The sequence below is a fragment of the Actinomadura coerulea genome (assembly GCF_014208105.1).
Classification (GTDB): domain Bacteria; phylum Actinomycetota; class Actinomycetes; order Streptosporangiales; family Streptosporangiaceae; genus Spirillospora; species Spirillospora coerulea.
On sequence record NZ_JACHMQ010000001.1, the window covers coordinates 3232254 to 3248342 of the forward strand.

General features: G+C 75.1%; 15 protein-coding genes. 11 read left to right on the plus strand and 4 right to left on the minus strand.

Features of this window, described 5'->3' with window-relative positions:
- From BKA00_RS39860 to BKA00_RS39870, 4 genes are all read left to right on the plus strand, one after another.
- Positions 1-2223: a GAP1-N2 domain-containing protein gene (locus BKA00_RS39860; protein WP_185025487.1), complete on the plus strand. Its 2223-nt coding sequence runs from the start codon at positions 1-3 to the stop codon at positions 2221-2223.
- The gene (locus BKA00_RS14840) at positions 2220-3941 is read left to right on the plus strand and encodes a TRAFAC clade GTPase domain-containing protein (protein ID WP_185025489.1); all 1722 of its coding nucleotides are present in this window, start codon (positions 2220-2222) and stop codon (positions 3939-3941) included. Before BKA00_RS39860 ends, BKA00_RS14840 begins: the two co-directional genes overlap by 4 nt.
- Before the next feature lie 84 nt (positions 3942-4025).
- On the plus strand, positions 4026-4157 hold the full coding sequence (locus tag BKA00_RS39865) for a hypothetical protein (protein ID WP_268248255.1): 132 nt from the start codon (positions 4026-4028) through the stop codon (positions 4155-4157).
- Positions 4158-4185: 28 nt separating this feature from the next.
- Positions 4186-4314, plus strand: coding sequence for a hypothetical protein (locus BKA00_RS39870; RefSeq protein ID WP_268248256.1), 129 nt, complete (start codon positions 4186-4188; stop codon positions 4312-4314).
- Between the two features lie 23 nt (positions 4315-4337).
- Here the strand turns inward: BKA00_RS39870 and BKA00_RS14845 are convergent, their stop codons facing one another.
- A complete protein-coding gene (locus tag BKA00_RS14845; RefSeq protein WP_185025490.1) occupies positions 4338-4973 on the minus strand; it encodes a TetR/AcrR family transcriptional regulator in 636 nt (211 codons plus the stop codon).
- A gap of 131 nt (positions 4974-5104) precedes the next feature.
- Between BKA00_RS14845 and BKA00_RS14850 the strand changes: the two genes are divergently transcribed.
- The 4 genes from BKA00_RS14850 (at position 5105) to BKA00_RS14865 (ending at position 10266) form a co-directional block, all read left to right on the plus strand.
- Positions 5105-6085: a phosphotriesterase family protein gene (locus BKA00_RS14850; RefSeq protein WP_185025492.1), complete on the plus strand. Its 981-nt coding sequence runs from the start codon at positions 5105-5107 to the stop codon at positions 6083-6085.
- Positions 6086-6170: 85 nt separating this feature from the next.
- Positions 6171-7256 carry a S1C family serine protease gene (locus tag BKA00_RS14855; RefSeq protein ID WP_230299267.1) on the plus strand — a complete coding sequence of 362 codons (1086 nt, stop codon included), beginning with the start codon at positions 6171-6173 and terminating at the stop codon, positions 7254-7256.
- 62 nt (positions 7257-7318) lie between these two features.
- Complete coding sequence (locus BKA00_RS14860; RefSeq protein WP_185025494.1) at positions 7319-9601, plus strand: FdhF/YdeP family oxidoreductase; 2283 nt, start codon at positions 7319-7321, stop codon at positions 9599-9601.
- A 35-nt stretch (positions 9602-9636) separates the two neighbouring features.
- On the plus strand, positions 9637-10266 hold the full coding sequence (locus tag BKA00_RS14865) for a DUF1707 SHOCT-like domain-containing protein (protein ID WP_230299268.1): 630 nt from the start codon (positions 9637-9639) through the stop codon (positions 10264-10266).
- Here BKA00_RS14865 and BKA00_RS14870 read toward each other — a convergent pair.
- Positions 10263-10952, minus strand: a complete 690-nt coding sequence (locus BKA00_RS14870; RefSeq protein WP_185025496.1) for a TetR/AcrR family transcriptional regulator — start codon at positions 10950-10952, stop codon at positions 10263-10265. The genes BKA00_RS14865 and BKA00_RS14870 overlap by 4 nt on opposite strands.
- Before the next feature lie 124 nt (positions 10953-11076).
- On the opposite strand from BKA00_RS14870, the gene BKA00_RS14875 reads away from it, so the two are divergent.
- Positions 11077-12090 (plus strand): alcohol dehydrogenase catalytic domain-containing protein, encoded by a 1014-nt coding sequence (locus BKA00_RS14875; RefSeq protein ID WP_185025499.1) that lies wholly within the window; start codon positions 11077-11079, stop codon positions 12088-12090.
- Here the strand turns inward: BKA00_RS14875 and BKA00_RS14880 are convergent.
- Positions 12077-13474 carry an amidase gene (locus BKA00_RS14880; RefSeq protein ID WP_185025501.1) on the minus strand — a complete coding sequence of 466 codons (1398 nt, stop codon included), beginning with the start codon at positions 13472-13474 and terminating at the stop codon, positions 12077-12079. The genes BKA00_RS14875 and BKA00_RS14880 overlap by 14 nt on opposite strands.
- 2 nt (positions 13475-13476) lie before the next feature.
- Positions 13477-14490, minus strand: coding sequence for a D-2-hydroxyacid dehydrogenase (locus BKA00_RS14885; protein WP_185025503.1), 1014 nt, complete (start codon positions 14488-14490; stop codon positions 13477-13479).
- A gap of 308 nt (positions 14491-14798) precedes the next feature.
- On the opposite strand from BKA00_RS14885, the gene BKA00_RS14890 reads away from it, so the two are divergent.
- Together BKA00_RS14890 and BKA00_RS14895 are read left to right on the plus strand one after the other, a co-directional pair.
- Positions 14799-15281 (plus strand): DUF3830 family protein, encoded by a 483-nt coding sequence (locus tag BKA00_RS14890; protein ID WP_221493891.1) that lies wholly within the window; start codon positions 14799-14801, stop codon positions 15279-15281.
- Between the two features lie 16 nt (positions 15282-15297).
- Positions 15298-16059, plus strand: a complete 762-nt coding sequence (locus tag BKA00_RS14895; protein ID WP_185034241.1) for a maleate cis-trans isomerase family protein — start codon at positions 15298-15300, stop codon at positions 16057-16059.
- The last annotated feature ends 30 nt before the right edge of the window (positions 16060-16089 follow it).

Here is a 16089-nt window from a genome sequence, read left to right on the forward strand (position 1 = left end):
GTGGCCTGGCAGCTGCACTACACCTCCGCCCGGAGCGGGCCCGCCGGCCGGGCCGGGTTCCAGTTCGTCGCCGAGACGCCCGGGCTGCCGGAGGGGACGCGGGCCGCGGTCACGCCGTACCTGTCGTACCGCCCGCCGCCGGACGCCCCGCTGTCGCCGGGCGACGCCGAGCTGGACCTGTTCCCCGTCTCGCTGCTGTACGACGAAATAGACGGCCGCCCCCTGCTGCTGCGGTGCCGCTACCTCGGCCGCGACTACTCGGGCCGCTACGGCAACTTCTTCGCGCACGCGGTGGTGGCCGAGCCGGAGGAGCTGGAGGGGCTGCGGCCCGCCGAGCTGTGGCAGGCCGCGCACTGGACCCCGCTGCCCTCGCCCGGGGCCGTCCTCGACCCGCTGGAGGAGCTGACGCCGGGCTCCGCGCTCGCCCCGGAGGCCCTCGCCGGGTGGCTCGCCTCCGCCGGGCCCGGCGACCCCTACGCGCTGCTCGCCCGCCTGGTGGACGCCGTCGCGGGCGTGCTGGCCCAGGGCCACGGGCGGGTCGTCCTTGTGGCCGACGACGTGGAGGCGATCGCCCGCTGGATCGCGGTCGTGTCGTACTCGCTGCCGGTCCCGGCGGCGGCCCGGCTGTCGTTCGTCACCTACACCGCCGATCCGGACGGCGCCGCGCAGCGCCTGGTCGGCACGACGCCCGCCGTCTGGGCGACCGCCCAGAACCACGCCTCGCACGTGTCCGCGTTCGACCTCCGCGACGGCGTCCCGGACGGCCGGGCCGGCCGCTTCGCCAGGACCGTCGCCCGCTGCTGGCGGGCCCGCGACTTCGGCGGCCTGGACGCCCTCGCCGAGCTGGCGCCGCCGGACGACCCCGCGCGGGAGGGCGCCGCCGCGCTGCTGGCACTGTGCCGGGGCGACGCGGGCGTCACACCGGACGAGCAGGACGCGGCGGCGGAGCTGCTGGCGCGGCGCGGGGCCGCCATCCCCGACTGGGTGTGGCGCGACCTCGCGCCGGGCGTCCCGTCGATGGGCCTCGACCTCGCCCTCGTCGTGCACGAGCGGGCGCGGGCGGCCGGGGCGGCGGACCTCGCCCCCCGGTGCGCGCTGCGCGTCGGCGAGCTGGTCTCCAAGAGGCTCGCGAGGGCGTCCCGCCTGGCGGAGGTCGCGGAGGCGGCCGGCGTGGCGGAGCGGGCCGGGGTTCCGGCCGACCCCGGCGAGGTGACGGCGTCGGCGGCGCGCTGCGTCCGGCGCGGCCTCGACGATGTGCGGGGCGCGCTCGCCGGCTGCCCGGCGGCGCTGCGGGACGCGCTGCTGGACGGGATCGTCGCCGGGCTCGCCGGATCCGGGGACCGGGCGGCCGCCCTCACCCCCGAGACCTGCGACCTGCTCTACGAGCACGCCGGACGGCTCCGCGCCGCGCCCGCGGTCGCGGTCGCGGTGCTGGCGTCGGTCGGGCGGAGGCATCCCGGCCGCCGGATCGCGGTGACGGGCGAACTGCTGCGCCTGGACGGCGGCGACTCCGCGGACGCCGGCGGCGCGCTCCGGGCGGTGTGGGCGACGCCCCCGTCCGCCGCCGCGTGCCTCGACCTGCTGGACGCCTGCGGGTCCGCGCCGCCCCCCGCCGCGCTGGCGGAACTGCCGTGCCGGGTCTTCGCGCGGCTGGTGTCCCTCGGCGGCGACGGGCTCGCGGACCCGGCGACGCTGCGGCTCGCCGAGCGGGTCCGCGAGCTCATGCCGGACGGGCGCGCCGGGCGCGACGCCGCCCTCGTCCAGGCGTACGGGACGGCCATCACCGCGGGCCCGCCGCGGGCGGCGCGGGCGCTGGAGCGCCTGGCCGAGGACGACGCCGCCACCGGCCGCCTCGCCCGCGAGGCGTTCGCCGACGCGGCGCGGCGGCTGTCCCTGCGGCCGCCCGCGTTCCGGGCGGAGCTGCTGGCGGCCGCGCCCGCCCCCGTGCGGGCGCGGCTCGCCGAGCGGTGGACCGGAGAGCTGCCCGGCCGCGTCCGCGCCGGCCGGTCGCCGCTGCGCGGCGGCGAGGTCGAGCGGCGCAACGAGCTGGTCGAGGTGGTGCTGCGGCTGCGCGGGCACGGCGCGGCCGAGCCGTCCCTGGAGGCGTGGGCGCGGGCGGCGGCCCGGCGGTGGCTCGCGGCCAGGCAGCTCGACTCCCATCTGGCGCGCCGCCCCGAGCTGCGGGCCGAGCTGCGGGCCCTTCTCGCGGAGGGCGCGCCGTGAACCCCGCCATCGTGCTGCTGCTGATCGCCGTGTGGGTGGGCGCCATGTGGCTCGGGTTCATGTACGTGTTCCCCGTGCTGTTCGCCGCGACGCTGGTCGTCGCCGGGGCCGCCGCGCTCGCCGTCTACTGCCTGCACGCGTGCCGGACGCTCGCGCCGTCCACGCTGGAGGGGCCCTCGCCGGTCGCCGAGCCCGCCGTCGCCTACCGCCACTACCTGCTCGGCCAGGTGTGGCGCGACTGGTGGACGATCAGCCGCACGGTCGCCCCGCAGGTGTACCGGACGGCCCGGGGCGTCGTGCTGAGGCTGACCCGGACGCTCCTCGGCGGCCCGTGGGGCTTCTTCGTCTTCCCGGTCTGGCTGGCCCTCTGCGCGGGCATCGTCGCCGCCGCCGTTCCCGCGGCGGTGTTCGTCCTCGCGCTGACGATCCTGTACGGGCTGGTCGCCGCCGTCGGGCTGGCGTCGTGGCTGGCGTGCGTGCTGGTCCTGGCGGCGGTCGAGCGCGTCTTCATGGGGTACGCCCGCATCCTGCAGACGTGCCCGCACCCCTTCTGCTACGAGCGGATCGGGCTGCCGGAGTACGCGTGCCCGAGCTGCGGCGCCCGACACCGGCGCCTGTCGCCGGGGGCGGGCGGCGCGTTCCGGCACGTGTGCCGGTGCGGGGCTCGTCTTCCCACGACCGTCCCCCTCGGGCGCTTCCGCCTGGCCGCGTACTGCCCGCACTGCGGCGGGCGGCTGCCCGAACGCATCGGGCGCGTCCGCGTGGAGCCCCTGCCGTTCGTGGGCGGGCCGGCCGCCGGCAAGACCACGTTCATGGTCCTCGGCATCCGGGCCCTGCACGCGCGGGCCCGCGCGGTCCACGGGCGGCTGTCGTTCGTCGAGCAGCGCCACGCGCAGGCGTACGCGGGCGCGATACGCGAGTTCCAGCGCGGCGGGCGCCTCGCCAAGACCGGCCCGGAGCTGCCCCTGGCCACCATGGTGGACGTGGAGCTGCCTGGCCGCGCGCGGCGCATCCTCTACCTGTTCGACCCCGCGGGCGAGCACTACACGGGCGCGACGGAGGTCGAGTCGCTGCGCTACCTGGACCACAGCGAGGCGCTGCTGTTCGTCGTGGACCCGTTCGCGCTCCCGCAGCTCCGCCGGTCGCTGACCGGGGACGAGAGGGAGCTCGTCGACGAGGCCGCCGCCTCGTCGGAGGAGGACCCGGCCGACACCCTCCAGCGGGTGCTGAACGAGCTGCGCTCGCGCCCCGACCAGGGGCGGCAGAAGCGCGTCGCCGTCGTCGTCACCAAGACCGACCTCCTGCTGCGCACGGAGATCGGCCGCGGCCTGGACCCGGACGCAGGCCCGCGCGAGTGGCTCGACCGCGTCGGCCTGGGCAACACCGTGCGCGCGCTCGACCAGGTCGCCGCCCAGGTGCGGTACTTCGCCTCCGGCCTCGACACCGAGCCCGGCGCCGTCGCCGACCTGCTCGGCTGGGTGACCGGGCTGCCCGCCGCGGCCTCCCCGGACGGCGCCCGCGCGCCCGCCGACGTGCCGCCGGAGCCGCCGGGGACGGCGCCGCTGCGCGCCCCGTGGCCGGTGCGCGGCCGCGACTCCGGCCGCGTCCCCGCCGGGTACCAGGTGGGGCGCTGGGCCGTGCTGTCCGGGGTGTCGGTCCTGACCGCCGCCACCATCGCGGGCGCGCTCGTCGCGGCGGCCGAACGCCTCCCGTTCTGACCGGTCGCCCCGCGGCCGCCCCTCCAGGTGTGACCCACCCCACTTCCTGACGTGAAAGATAACGGACCGTCATCGCATTGACCCTTGCGGAACGACACCCGTCCGAAGGGCAACGTCCACCCCATCGCCGTGATCAACGCCGGAAGGCCCGCCCCGGACGCCTTCCGCCCCCGCAACCCGCGCCTCGACTCCGCCCAGGTCATCACCACCGTCTGAGCCTCCCCCGCCCCGCTGGAGACCCCCCATGACCCAGGCGGCCGCCTCCGCCGGCTCCGAGCTGTCCAAGCCCCCTCCGGCCGGCCGGAGGCCGGTGCTGGCCGCGGCCGCCGCCGCGGCCGGCGGCCAGGCCCCGCAGGCCGCGGCGCCCCGCTGAGACCGCGTCCCCGCCGGGCGCCCTCAGTCGGCGGGCCGGTCCAGGGCGCCGAGGATGAACCCGGCGACCTCGTCGGCGAGCCGGGCGGCGGGCTTGGGGCCGTCCGCGCGGTACCAGGACGGCATCTGGTTGACCATGCCGAGCGCGACGATCGTGATCGTCTCGGCGGGGGTCCCGGTGCCGAACACTCCGTCCCGCTGGCCCTGCTCGATGAGGCCCCGGAACGTCACGTGGTAGCGGCGGCGGTCGGCGCGGACCGAGCGCATCCGGGCGTGGTCCAGCCGGTGCATCTCGCGGGCGAACACCTTGGCCTCGTCGATGTGCTCGGCGGTGCTGCGGATCAGCCCGGTCAGCACCGCGTGGACGGCCTCGCGCGGCGGCAGCCCCCGCGCCAGCACCGCGCCGAGGTCGGCGAGCTGGCGGGCGATCAGCGAGTGGTAGATCTCGTAGAGCAGGTCGTCCTTGGAGTCGAAGTAGTGGTACAGAGCGCCCTTGGTGACCTCGGCGGCCTCCACGACGCTCTGCACGGGCGTCCCGTCGAAGCCGCGCTCGGCGAACAGCCGCAGCGCCGCGTCCAGGATCCGCCGCTCGACCGCGCTCTGCCGGACGGGCGCCGCCGACTCCGGCGCGGGGCCGGGCTCCGGCTCGGACTGGGCCACCTGGGCACCTCCTTCGCGCGCCGCATTGACTCCGGCGCGTCCCGCGCTCTAGCTTGCCAGAAACCGACCGGTCGGTATGCCCCCGGGGCGGTTTCGCACCCCCAGCTTCACCGCGCACCGCAGGAGAACCGATGCCCGCAGTTGAGACCGTCCGCGGTCCCGTCGACGCCGCCGCCCTCGGGCGCACGCTGATGCACGAGCACGTCTTCGTGCTCGGCGCCGAGTACGTCCAGAACCACGGCGCGGGCGACTGGTGGGACGAGGAGGAGAAGGTCGCCGACGCGGTCGGCAAGCTGCGCGAGCTGGCCGGTCTCGGCGTCACCACCATCGCCGACCCCACGGTGTGGGGGCTCGGCCGGTACATCCCGCGGATCCAGCGGATCAACGAGCAGGTGCCGGAGCTCAACATCATCGTGGCGACGGGCATCTACACCTACAACGACGTGCCGTTCCAGTTCCACCACCGGGGCCCCGGCACGATGGTGGACGTGGGCCCCGACCCCATGATCGCCGACTTCACCCGCGACCTGACCGAGGGCATCGCCGGGACGGGGGTCAAGGCCGCGTTCCTCAAGTGCGCCGTGGACGCCCCCGGCCTCACGCCCGGCGTCGAGCGAGTGCTGCGGGCCGTCGCCGCGGCGCACCGGGAGACGGGCGCGCCGGTCACGGTGCACACCGAGAGCTCGATCCACGCGGGCCGGACGGTCGTGGGCCTGCTCGGCGAGGAGGGCGTGGACCTCGCCAAGGTCGTCGTGGGGCACGCGGGCGACAGCAACGACCTGGACTACCTGATGGAGCTGGCCGACACCGGCGCGATCCTCGGCATGGACCGCTTCGGCCTCGACATCCTCAACCCGACCGCGCAGCGGGTCGCGACCGTCGCAGCCCTGTGCGAGCGGGGGTACGCCGACCGGATGGTCCTCAGCCACGACGCGTCCTGCTTCATGGACTGGTTCGGCCCCGACCCGGCGACGGTGCCCGCGATGCAGCCGAACTGGAACTACCGGCACATCAGCGAGGACGTCCTGCCCGCCCTGCGCGCAGCCGGCGTCTCCGACGCGCAGCTCGACCAGATGCTGGTGGACAACCCCCGCCGCTATTTCACCCGCTGACCCGCGCCGCATTGCCGCCTCTCCTTTCGGTCTAATCCCACGGAATCGGGAATCATGGGAGGAACCTGCGGGAGGAGGCATCCAGGTGAGCGAGGACTCCAGGCGCCCCCGCGCCCGCGCCGTGGTCCTGCTGCTGCTGGTGGCGCTCCTGGCCCTCCTCGCCCCCGGCTGCCGGGTCGTGGAGAGCGAAGGCCCGCAGGACGTGCCGCCGCCGACCACGGCGACCCGCCACAAGCACGCCAAGCCCAGCGGGCGGCGGCCGGGCGTGGTCAACATCGAGACCGAGCAGACGCTGAACGGCACCCGCGCCGCCGGGACGGGCATCGTGCTCACCGCGTCCGGCCTCGTGCTGACCAACAACCACGTCATCCAGGGCGCCACCGCGATCAAGGGGACCGACGTCGACGACCGGCGCGGCTACAGGGCGGAGGTCGTGGGCTACGACCGGACGGGAGACATCGCGGTGATCCGGCTGTCCGGCGCGACCCGGCTGAGGACCGCCGCGTTCGCCTCCGCGGGCGGCGTCGCGGTCGGCGACCCGGTCACCGCCGTCGGCAACGCGGGCGGCAAGGGCGGCACGCCCACGGTCGTCACCGGCAAGGTCACCGCGCTGGAGCAGTCGGTCACCGCGCGCGACGACAGCAACGGCACCTCCGAGCGGCTCACCGGCCTGATCGAGACGAACGCGCCGATCCGTCCGGGCGACTCCGGCGGGCCTCTGCTGGACACCTCCGGCAAGGTCATCGGCATCAACACCGCGGCGTCCACCGGGTTCTCGGTGAAGGGCGCCGAGAGGCGCGGGGACCACCGGGGATACGCGATCCCGTCCGACCGGGCGCTGGAGATCGCCCGGCAGATCCAGCGCGGCGAGGCGTCCTCGACCGTGCACATCGGCCGCACCGCGATGCTCGGAGTCAAGGTCCGCCCGAACGGCCGCTCCCCCGGCGCGCTGGTCGCCGAGCTCGTGCCCGGCTCCCCCGCCGAGGCCGCCGGCGTCCCGGTCGGGGGCGTCATCGTCGCCTTCGGCGACACGGCGGTCGACGCCCCGTCCACCCTCACGGACCTGATGCTGGCCCGCCATCCGGGCGACGCCGTCCGGATCGAGTGGACGACGAGCCGGGGCGACCGGATGGCGGGGACGGTCCACCTGGCGGAAGGCCCGCCCCAGTAGCGCGCCGGACCGGCGCCGGCGTGCGACAGTGGGGATGTCGGACGACCACGAGGATGTGCCCTATGACGCGCAAGGCGCCCGCCGGTGACTTCGACGACGCCGGTCTGGAGGTCTCGGAGCCGAAGACCTGGGCGGCGGGCGTTCCCGGCGTCACGGCCGCGCTGCGCCACGCCCGAGCGGAGATGGGCGTGCGGCGGACGGCGCTGACGCTGCTGCGCGTCAACCAGAAGCAGGGGTTCGACTGCCCGGGGTGCGCCTGGCCGGAGGGCGACCACCGGCACGCCGCCGAGTTCTGCGAGAACGGCGCGAAGGCCGTCGCGGAGGAGGCCACGGCGCGCCGCGTGACCCGGGAGTTCTTCGCCGAGCACGGCGTCGAGGAGCTGGCCGGGCGGTCCGACCACTGGCTGGGGCAGCAGGGGCGGCTGACCGAGCCGATGGTGAAGCGCGCCGGGTCCGGGCACTACGAGCCGGTGTCGTGGGACGAGGCGTTCGGCCTGCTGGCGTCCGAGCTCGACGCCCTGGACTCGCCGGACGAGGCCGTCTTCTACACCTCCGGGCGCACGAGCAACGAGGCCGCCTTCGCCTACCAGCTGTTCGCGCGGGCGTTCGGCACGAACAACATGCCCGACTGCAGCAACATGTGCCACGAGTCGTCCGGGTCCGCGCTGACCGAGACGATCGGCATCGGCAAGGGCTCGGTGCTCCTGGAGGACCTCTACCGGGCCGACCTGATCTTCGTCGTCGGCCAGAACCCGGGGACGAACCACCCGCGGATGCTGTCGGCGCTGGAGCGGGCGAAGAAGGAGGGCGCCCGCGTCATCGCCGTCAACCCGCTGCCCGAGGCGGGGCTGATGCGGTTCAGGAACCCGCAGCGCGCCTCGGGGATGGCCGGGCGGGGCACGGTGCTGGCCGACCGGTTCCTGCAGATCCGGCTGAACGGCGATCTCGCGCTGTTCCAGGCGCTCAACCGGATGCTGCTGGAGTCGGACGCGCCCGGAGCCCTCGACCGGGAGTTCCTCGACGCCCACGCGCACGGCTTCGAGGCGTTCCGCGAGCACGCCCTCGGCCTGGACTGGGACGACGTCCTGGAGGCGACCGGCCTCACCCGCGAGCAGATCGCCGCGACGCTGGGCGACGTCCTCGCCGCCGAGCGGATCGTCGTCTGCTGGGCGATGGGCCTCACCCAGCACCGCAACTCCGTGCCGACGATCCGCGAGATCGTCAACTTCCTGCTGCTGCGCGGCAACATCGGCCGGCCCGGCGCGGGCGTCTGCCCGGTGCGCGGCCACTCCAACGTGCAGGGCGACCGGACGATGGGCATCTGGGAGCGGCCGAAGCCCGCCTTCCTGGACGCCCTCGCCGCCGAGTTCGGGTTCGAGCCGCCCCGCGAGCCCGGCCTGGACACCGTCGGGGCGATCCGCGCCATGCGCGACGGCAGGGCGAAGGTGTTCCTCGGCATGGGCGGCAACTTCGTCCGCGCCACCCCCGACTCCGCGGTGACGGAGGCGGCCCTGCGCCGCTGCCGGCTGACCGCGCAGGTGTCGACCAAGCTCAACCGGTCGCACGCGGTGACCGGCGAGGTCGCGCTGATCCTCCCGACGCTCGGCCGCACCGAGCGCGACGTGCGCGGGACGGGACCGCAGATCGTCTCCGTCGAGGACTCCATGGGCATGGTGCACGCCTCCCGCGGCCGCCTCGCGCCGGCCTCGGGGCACCTGCTGTCGGAGGTGTCGATCGTCTGCCGGCTCGCGCGGGCCGCGCTGCCCGGCTCGGACATCGGCTGGGAGGCGATGGAGCGCGACTACGACGTGATCCGCGACCACGTCTCCCGGGTCGTCCCGGGCTTCGAGGACTTCAACGCCCGCCTCCGCGAGCCCGGCGGCTTCACCCTCCCCCACGCTCCCCGCGACGAGCGCAGGTTCCCGACGGCGACCGGCAAGGCCAACCTCACGGTGAACGAACTGGAGGTCCTGCGGGTCCCCGAGGGGCGGCTGCTGCTGCAGACCCTCCGCAGCCACGACCAGTACAACACCACCGTCTACGGGCTCGACGACCGCTACCGGGGCATCAAGGCGGGACGCCGCGTCGTGCTCGTCAACCCCGCCGACCTGGACCGGCTCGGCATCGCCGACGGCGCGGCCGTCGACCTCGTCTCGGAGTGGCCGGACGGCGCCGAGCGCCGCGCCCCCGCCTTCCGCGCCGTCTCCTACCCGACCGCGCCGGGCTGCGCGGCGGCCTACTTCCCGGAGACGAACGTCCTGGTCCCGCTCGACAGCACCGCGGAGATCAGCAACACCCCCACGTCCAAGTCCGTCGTCGTCCGCCTGGAGCCCGTCGGGCCCTGACCCCGCGGCGCGGCGTACCGGTCTAGGCTGCGGGCATGACGAACCTCCCCGAACATCCCGGAACGCCCGGAGCTCCGGAGATGCGGGCCGGTGACGCCGACCGCGAGCGGGTCGCGCAGGTGCTGCGGGACGCGGCCGGCGACGGACGGCTGACGCTGGACGAGTTGGACGAGCGGCTGGACGCGGTGTACGCGGCCAAGACCTACGGGGAGCTCGAGCCGATCACCCGCGACCTGCCGTCGCCGGGCCGGGCGGCTCCCCCGGCGACCGGGGCGGACTGGCGGCCGGTGCCGGGCGCGCCGTCCTGGCGCGGCGGCATCGCGATCATGAGCGGGTTCCGCCGCGCGGGCGTGTGGAACGTGCCCCCGCTGTTCAGGGCGTTCGCGTTCTGGGGCGGCGGGCAGATCGATCTGCGCGAGGCCCGGTTCGAGGAGGGCCAGGTGGTGATCCGGGCCCTGGCGATCATGGGCGGGTTCGAGATCATCGTGCCGGACGACATCACCGTGCACGTCAACGGGCTCGGGATCATGGGCGGGTTCGACCAGCGGGCGAGCGGGCCCGGCGCGCCGGGCTCGCCCACGGTCGTGGTGAAGGGCCTGGCGTTCTGGGGCGGCGTCGGCGTGAAGCGCCGCAAGCGCCCCGGGAAGAGGACCCCCCGGGACTAGTCGGCGAGGCGGTCCAGCCACTCGCCGAGCAGCGCCGTCTCCGCGGCGGTCAGCCGGGCCGGCGGGGCGGACCGCAGTGCCGCCTTCAGCGCCACCGCCCGCGCCGCCAGGGGCGTGTCGGCCGGGCCGTCGCCTTCCGAGGTCACGGCGGCGAGGACGGCCTCGCGCGTGCGGACCGAGGCGTCCCGGTCGGCGCCGCCGGACGGGCTCGCGATCAGGGTGAGGGCCGCCCCGACCCCGGCGGCGTGGATCATGCGGGCGGCGGTGGCGACCGGGACGCGGAGCCGCCCCGCGCCGGCGACCGCCTCGACCAGGCCCAGCAGGATGCCGTACGCCTCGCCGGCGGCGGCCGGGGTGCGGGGCGTCCCGTACATCAGCGTGTAGAACGCCGGATGGGTGACGGCGTACTCGATGTGCAGGTCCCATCCCCGGCGCAGGTCCTCGACCGGGTCGCCGGTGCTGCCCTGTGCCCGCTTGCCGGCCAGGTACTCCTCGAACCCGTGGGCGGCGACGGCGTCGAACAGTCCGCGCTTGTCGCCGAAGTGGTGGTAGAGCGTCGGCGCCCCGACCCCCGCGGCGGTGCACACGGCCCGCGTCGAGACCGGCTCGCCGCCGGACTCGGTGAGCAGGCGCGCGGCCGCGCGCAGGATGCGGTCGCGGGTGTCGGGGTCCCTCTGAGCGGTCACAACAACGATGTTACAAAACTTTCCGAGCGGCGCTATGCCACGTCATATAGCGTGAGTACAGTAACCGCTATACCGATGCTAAGGACGGCCGGTCGGCCGTCGCGACACGAGAGGGGGCGCCGCCATGCGCAGCGCCGTGCTCACCGCCCCGGGCGGGCCGCTGGAGATCGTCGAGCGTGAGGAGCCCAGGCCCGGCCCCGGCGAGATCCTGGTGCGGGTCACCGCCTGCGGGATGTGCTTCTCCGAGGTCAACCACCTGCGGGGCCACTACCCGTTCGGAACGTTCCCCGTCGTCCCCGGCCACGAGATCAGCGGGGTCGTCGCCGCGCTCGGCGAGGGCGTCGCCTGGCCCGAGGTCGGCACCGCGGTCGGCGCCGCGTGGCTGCACGGCTCCTGCGGCCACTGCGACCAGTGCGCCCGCGGCGACCAGATCCTGTGCACGGGAGCGCCGAAGCAGGTCACCGGCGTCAACCGCGACGGCGGGTACACCGAGTACTTCGTCGGCCGCGCCGGGTTCGTCACCCCGCTGCCGGACGGCCTGGACCCGGTCGCGGGCGCGCCGCTGATGTGCGCCGGCCTCACCGCGTTCAACGGGCTCCGGCAGGCCGGCGCCGTCGCCGGGTCGAAGGTGGCCGTGCTCGGCACCGGCGGCGTCGGGACCATGGCCCAGCGGTTCGCCGCCGCGATGGGCGCCCGCGTCGCCGTGGTGTCGCGGTCGCGCCGCGCCGAGAAGGAGGCGCTCGGCCTCGGCGCCGAACTGTTCGTCGCGACCGGCGAGCGGGACCCGGCCGAGGCGCTGCGGGCGTGGGGCGGGGCCGACCTGGTGGTGAACACCGCGCCCGACACCGCGACGGGGCTCGCCGCGTTCGGCGGCCTGCGCCCGGACGGCACCCTGCTCTACCTCGGCATGGGCGCCGAGAACGTGAGCGTGCCGCCGATGGCCCTGGTCGCGGGCCGGCTGCGGGTGATGGGCGTGCCCTCGGGCTCCCCGCACGACCTGCGCGACACCCTCGCGTTCGCGGTGGCGCACGGGATCGTCCCCGAGGTCGCCCCCGTCACGCTGGACGAGGCCCCCGGCGTCCTCGCCGCGATGGACCAGGGCGCCCACCGGGGCCGCGCGGTCATCACCTTCGCGTGAACCGCCTCCACGGCCGCGCCCGCTCGTAGGCGGCGCACGCGGCCATCACCAGGGCGTCGGCGTGCCGGGCGCCGACGACCTGGAGGCCGACGGGCAGGCCGCGGGAGGTGAAGCCGCACGGCAGGCTGGCCGCGGGCTGCTGGGTCATGTTGAACGGGTAGGTGAACGGGGTCCAGCCCGTCCAGCGCGGGGACGGCGAGCCCGGCGGGACCTCCAGGCCGGCCTCGAACGCGGCGATCGGCGTCGTCGGGGTGAGCAGCAGGTCGTAGCGCTCGTGGAACAGGCCCATCAGCCGGCCGAGCTCCATGCGGCGGGCCGTCGCCGTCAGGTAGTCCAGCGCCGAGTACCGCGCGCCCCGCTCGCAGATCTCCCGCAGGCCCGGGTCGAGCAGCCCGCGCTCCTCGGGGGACAGGTGCTCGACGACCTTGGCCGCGCCCGCGAACCACAGGACCTCGAACGCCTCGACCGGGTCCCCGAAGCCGGGGTCGGCCCGCTCGACCTTCGCGCCGAGTTCGGCGAAGACCTCGGCGGCGGCCGCGACCGGCGCCGCGACCTCCGGGTCGACGTCCGCGAACCCGAGGTCGGGGCTGAACGCGACGCGCAGGCCGGTCAGGTCGTCCCGCCCGGCGGCCTCGGTGAACACGACGTCCGGCGGCGGCAGCGACGACCAGTCGCGGCCGTCGGCCCCGCAGACGGCGTCGAGCAGCAGGGCCGCGTCCGCGACGGTGTTGGTCATCGGGCCGGTGTGCGCGAGCGTCCCGAACGGGCTCGCCGGGTAGTGCGGGATGCGGCCGTAGGTCGGCTTGATCGTGAAGGTGCCGGTGAACGCGGCGGGGATGCGCACCGAGCCGCCGCCGTCGGTGCCGAGGGCGAGCGGCGCCATGCCCGCCGCGACCGCCGCCGCCGCGCCGCCGCTCGACCCGCCCGGCGTGCGGGAGGGGTCCCACGGGTTGCGGGTGACGCCGGTCAGCGGGTTGTCGGTCACGCCCTTCCAGGCGAACTCCGGCGTCGTCGTCTTGCCGACGAACACCGCGCCCTGCTCGCGCAGCCGGGCGACGGACGGCGCGTCCTCGGCCCACGGGCCGGCGGGGTCGATCGTCCTGGAGCCGCGCAGCGTCGGCCAGCCCCGGGTGAGCAGGACGTCCTTGATGGAGACCGGCACGCCGTCCAGCGGCCCGAGCGTCGCGCCGCGCCGCCACCGCTCGGTCGCGGCGCGCGCCATGTCGAGGGTGGTCTCCTCGTCGAGGAGGCAGAACGCGTTGAGCTCCGGGTCGTCCCGCTCGATCCGGGCGAGCACGGCCCCGGCGGCCTCGGCCGGGGACAGCGCCCCGGCCCGGTACTCCGCGAGCAGTTCGGTCGCGGTCAGATCGGCCGCATCGGCCATGGCTACCCCCTCTGGTGTGATGCCGCCCGCTCCGAGCCCACGTAGCCGAGGCGCTTGTCCACGACGTTGCGCAGCGGGCGGCCGGACACGTAGCGGCCGAGGTTGTCGGCGAACAGGCGGACGAGCTCGTCCCGCCAGCCGACGACGTCGCCGGACATGTGCGGGGAGACGATGACGCCCGGCATGTCCCACAGCGGCGAGGACGCCGGCAGCGGCTCGTCCTCGAAGACGTCGAGCGCGGCGCCCGCGATCCGGCCCGCGCGCAGCGCCTCGACGAGGTCGTCCTCGGCCACCAGGCCGCCGCGCCCGACGTTGACCAGCCGCGCGGACGGGCGCATCCGCTCCAGCGCCGCGGCGTCGATCATGCCCCGGGTCTGCGGGGTGAGGGGCGCGGCGAGCACGACGTAGTCGGCGCCGGCGAGCGCCTCGCCGAGCCGCTCCACCGGGTGGACGACACCGAGGTCGGGGTCGGCGTCGCGGGCGGTGCGCCCGGCGCCGGAGACGGCCAGGCCCGCCGCCGACAGCCGGCGGCCGATCGCGCGGCCGATCGGACCGGTGCCGACGACCAGCGCGCGGGCGCCGGTGATCCGCTCGGTCTCGCGGTGCCGCCAGCGCCGCTCGCCCTGGAGCCGGAAGGTGGTGTGCAGGTCCTTGGCGAAGGCGAGCACGAGCCCGAGGACGTACTCGGCGATCGGCTCGTCGAAGACGCCGCGGGAGTTGGTGACAACCGTGTCACTGTCGATGAGCCCGGGGAACATGAGGCGGTCGACGCCCGCACTGGCGATGTGGACCCATCCGGGGCCGCCGGACTCCGGCCACGCGCCGGCCACGGCGTCGGACAGGAAGTCCCACATGAACAGGACATCGGCGCCGGGAAGGGCGTCCGCGAGCTCTGTTTCACGCACGTAACGGACCCGCGCGAGGCCCTCCGCCTCCTCCATGCCGCGCGGATCGACGTCGCCCAGCAGTACCACCACGTCAGGCGGGCCACCGGATGCGTGCTGAGCAGGGTCCATCGGCGTCACTTCCGGGGTGTGCGGAGTTTACGAGAAGGCAACAGCGGGAGGCATTGACACGCTAGGAACCGTTCGTAGGATTGTCAACAATCAACGCGGTGGACCGCGGCCCCGGCCACCGCAGTGGGATATGTGCTGCAAGACCGTCGCAACCCGTGCCCAGCAGGGCCAGGACGGATCCCAGAGCGCTCTAACAGCCCCCGTCGGGGGTGCGGGGGGACGTCGTCATCCCGCGAACATGGAGAGTCCTTCGGGTGGCGACGCTCTCGCCCACCCCTGTGCACGGGGAGGTCAGCATGCCCAAGCTCATGACCATCACTCTGGAGCGCCGCGGCGTGTCCTGCGTCGCCGAGCTTCTCGAGAAGGACGCGCCGCGCACCTGCGAGGCCGTCTGGAACGCTCTACCGCTCGGGGGCGAGGCGTACCACGCCAAGTACGCCCGCAACGAGGTGTACACGATGGTCGAGCGGTTCTCCGAGGAGGAGGTCGGCCTGGAGAACCCCACCGTCACCCCCATCCCGGGCGACGTCGTCTACTTCTCCTTCCCCGGCGGGATGCTCGACCGGAAGTTCAAGGAGGAGAAGAACATCCACGCCCTGCCCGGCGTCATCGACCTCGCGATCTTCTACGGCCGCAACAACCTGCTGCTGAACGGGGACGTCGGCTGGGTCCCCGGCAACGTCTACGCGACGATCGTCGACGGCCTGGACCGGATGGCCGAGGCGTGCAACGACGTGTGGCGGTCCGGCGGCGTCGGCGAGCGCCTCCTCTACGCGCGCGCAGAGTCCTAGAGTGGCGGCCGCGCAGATGACATTCGACCCCTCGCTGGTCGTCGGCCCCGAGCTGCTCGCCCAGCACGGCATCGGGGTGGTCGCGCCGTTCGACTTCGCCCTCGACCGGGAGCTGTGGCGCTGGACGCCCGACGACGTGTCGCTGTTCATGACCCGGCTGCCGTACGTGCCGGTCCCGGTCACGGTGGAGATGGCCTCGGCACTGTCGGACCAGTCGATCGTCCGGCAGGCGACCCGCGACGTCCTGGCCCCCGAGCCGCTCACGGTCGCCTACGCGTGCGCGTCGGGCAGCTTCATCCGCGGCAGGGCGGGCGAACTGCAGCTCCACGAGTCGATGCTCCAGGCCGGCGCGCCGGTCTCGACGACGACCTCGGGCGCGCTGGTGGAGTCGCTGGGCCTGCTCGGCGCCCGCCGCATCGCGGTGGTCACGCCCTACATCGACGCCGTCACCGAGCGGCTCGTGTCGTTCCTCGGCGAGCACGGCATCGATGTGGTGTCCTCCGTCGGGCTGGGGCTGCTCAGCCACATCTGGAAGGTCGGCTACGGCGAGATCGTGTCGGCGGTGTCGGCGGTGGACTGCCCCGAGGCCGAGGCCGTCTTCATCAGCTGCACGAACGTGCCGACCTACGACATCATCGCGCCGCTGGAGCAGATGATCGGCAAGCCGGTGCTGACCGCCAACCAGGTGACGATGTGCTCGGCGCTGCGCGCCATGGGCCGTACGGCGTCCGGTCCCGGCCAGTCCCTGGTCGGGCTCGCTCCCTTCACGGCGGCCTAGCCGCCATGATCCCCAAAGGTAGGATTGTCG

Bases quoted from the DNA above. Each gene is read 5' to 3' on its own strand.
- BKA00_RS39870 (WP_268248256.1), top strand. From the start codon at position 4,186: ATGACCCAGGCGGCCGCCTCCGCCGGCTCCGAGCTGTCCAAGCCCCCT.
- BKA00_RS14850 (WP_185025492.1), top strand. From the start codon at position 5,105: ATGCCCGCAGTTGAGACCGTCCGCGGTCCCGTCGACGCCGCCGCCCTC.
- BKA00_RS14860 (WP_185025494.1), top strand. From the start codon at position 7,319: ATGACGCGCAAGGCGCCCGCCGGTGACTTCGACGACGCCGGTCTGGAG.
- BKA00_RS14865 (WP_230299268.1), top strand. From the start codon at position 9,637: ATGACGAACCTCCCCGAACATCCCGGAACGCCCGGAGCTCCGGAGATG.
- BKA00_RS14875 (WP_185025499.1), top strand. From the start codon at position 11,077: ATGCGCAGCGCCGTGCTCACCGCCCCGGGCGGGCCGCTGGAGATCGTC.
- BKA00_RS14880 (WP_185025501.1), bottom strand. From the start codon at position 13,474: ATGGCCGATGCGGCCGATCTGACCGCGACCGAACTGCTCGCGGAGTAC.
- BKA00_RS14885 (WP_185025503.1), bottom strand. From the start codon at position 14,490: ATGGACCCTGCTCAGCACGCATCCGGTGGCCCGCCTGACGTGGTGGTA.
- BKA00_RS14890 (WP_221493891.1), top strand. From the start codon at position 14,799: ATGACCATCACTCTGGAGCGCCGCGGCGTGTCCTGCGTCGCCGAGCTT.
- BKA00_RS14895 (WP_185034241.1), top strand. From the start codon at position 15,298: ATGACATTCGACCCCTCGCTGGTCGTCGGCCCCGAGCTGCTCGCCCAG.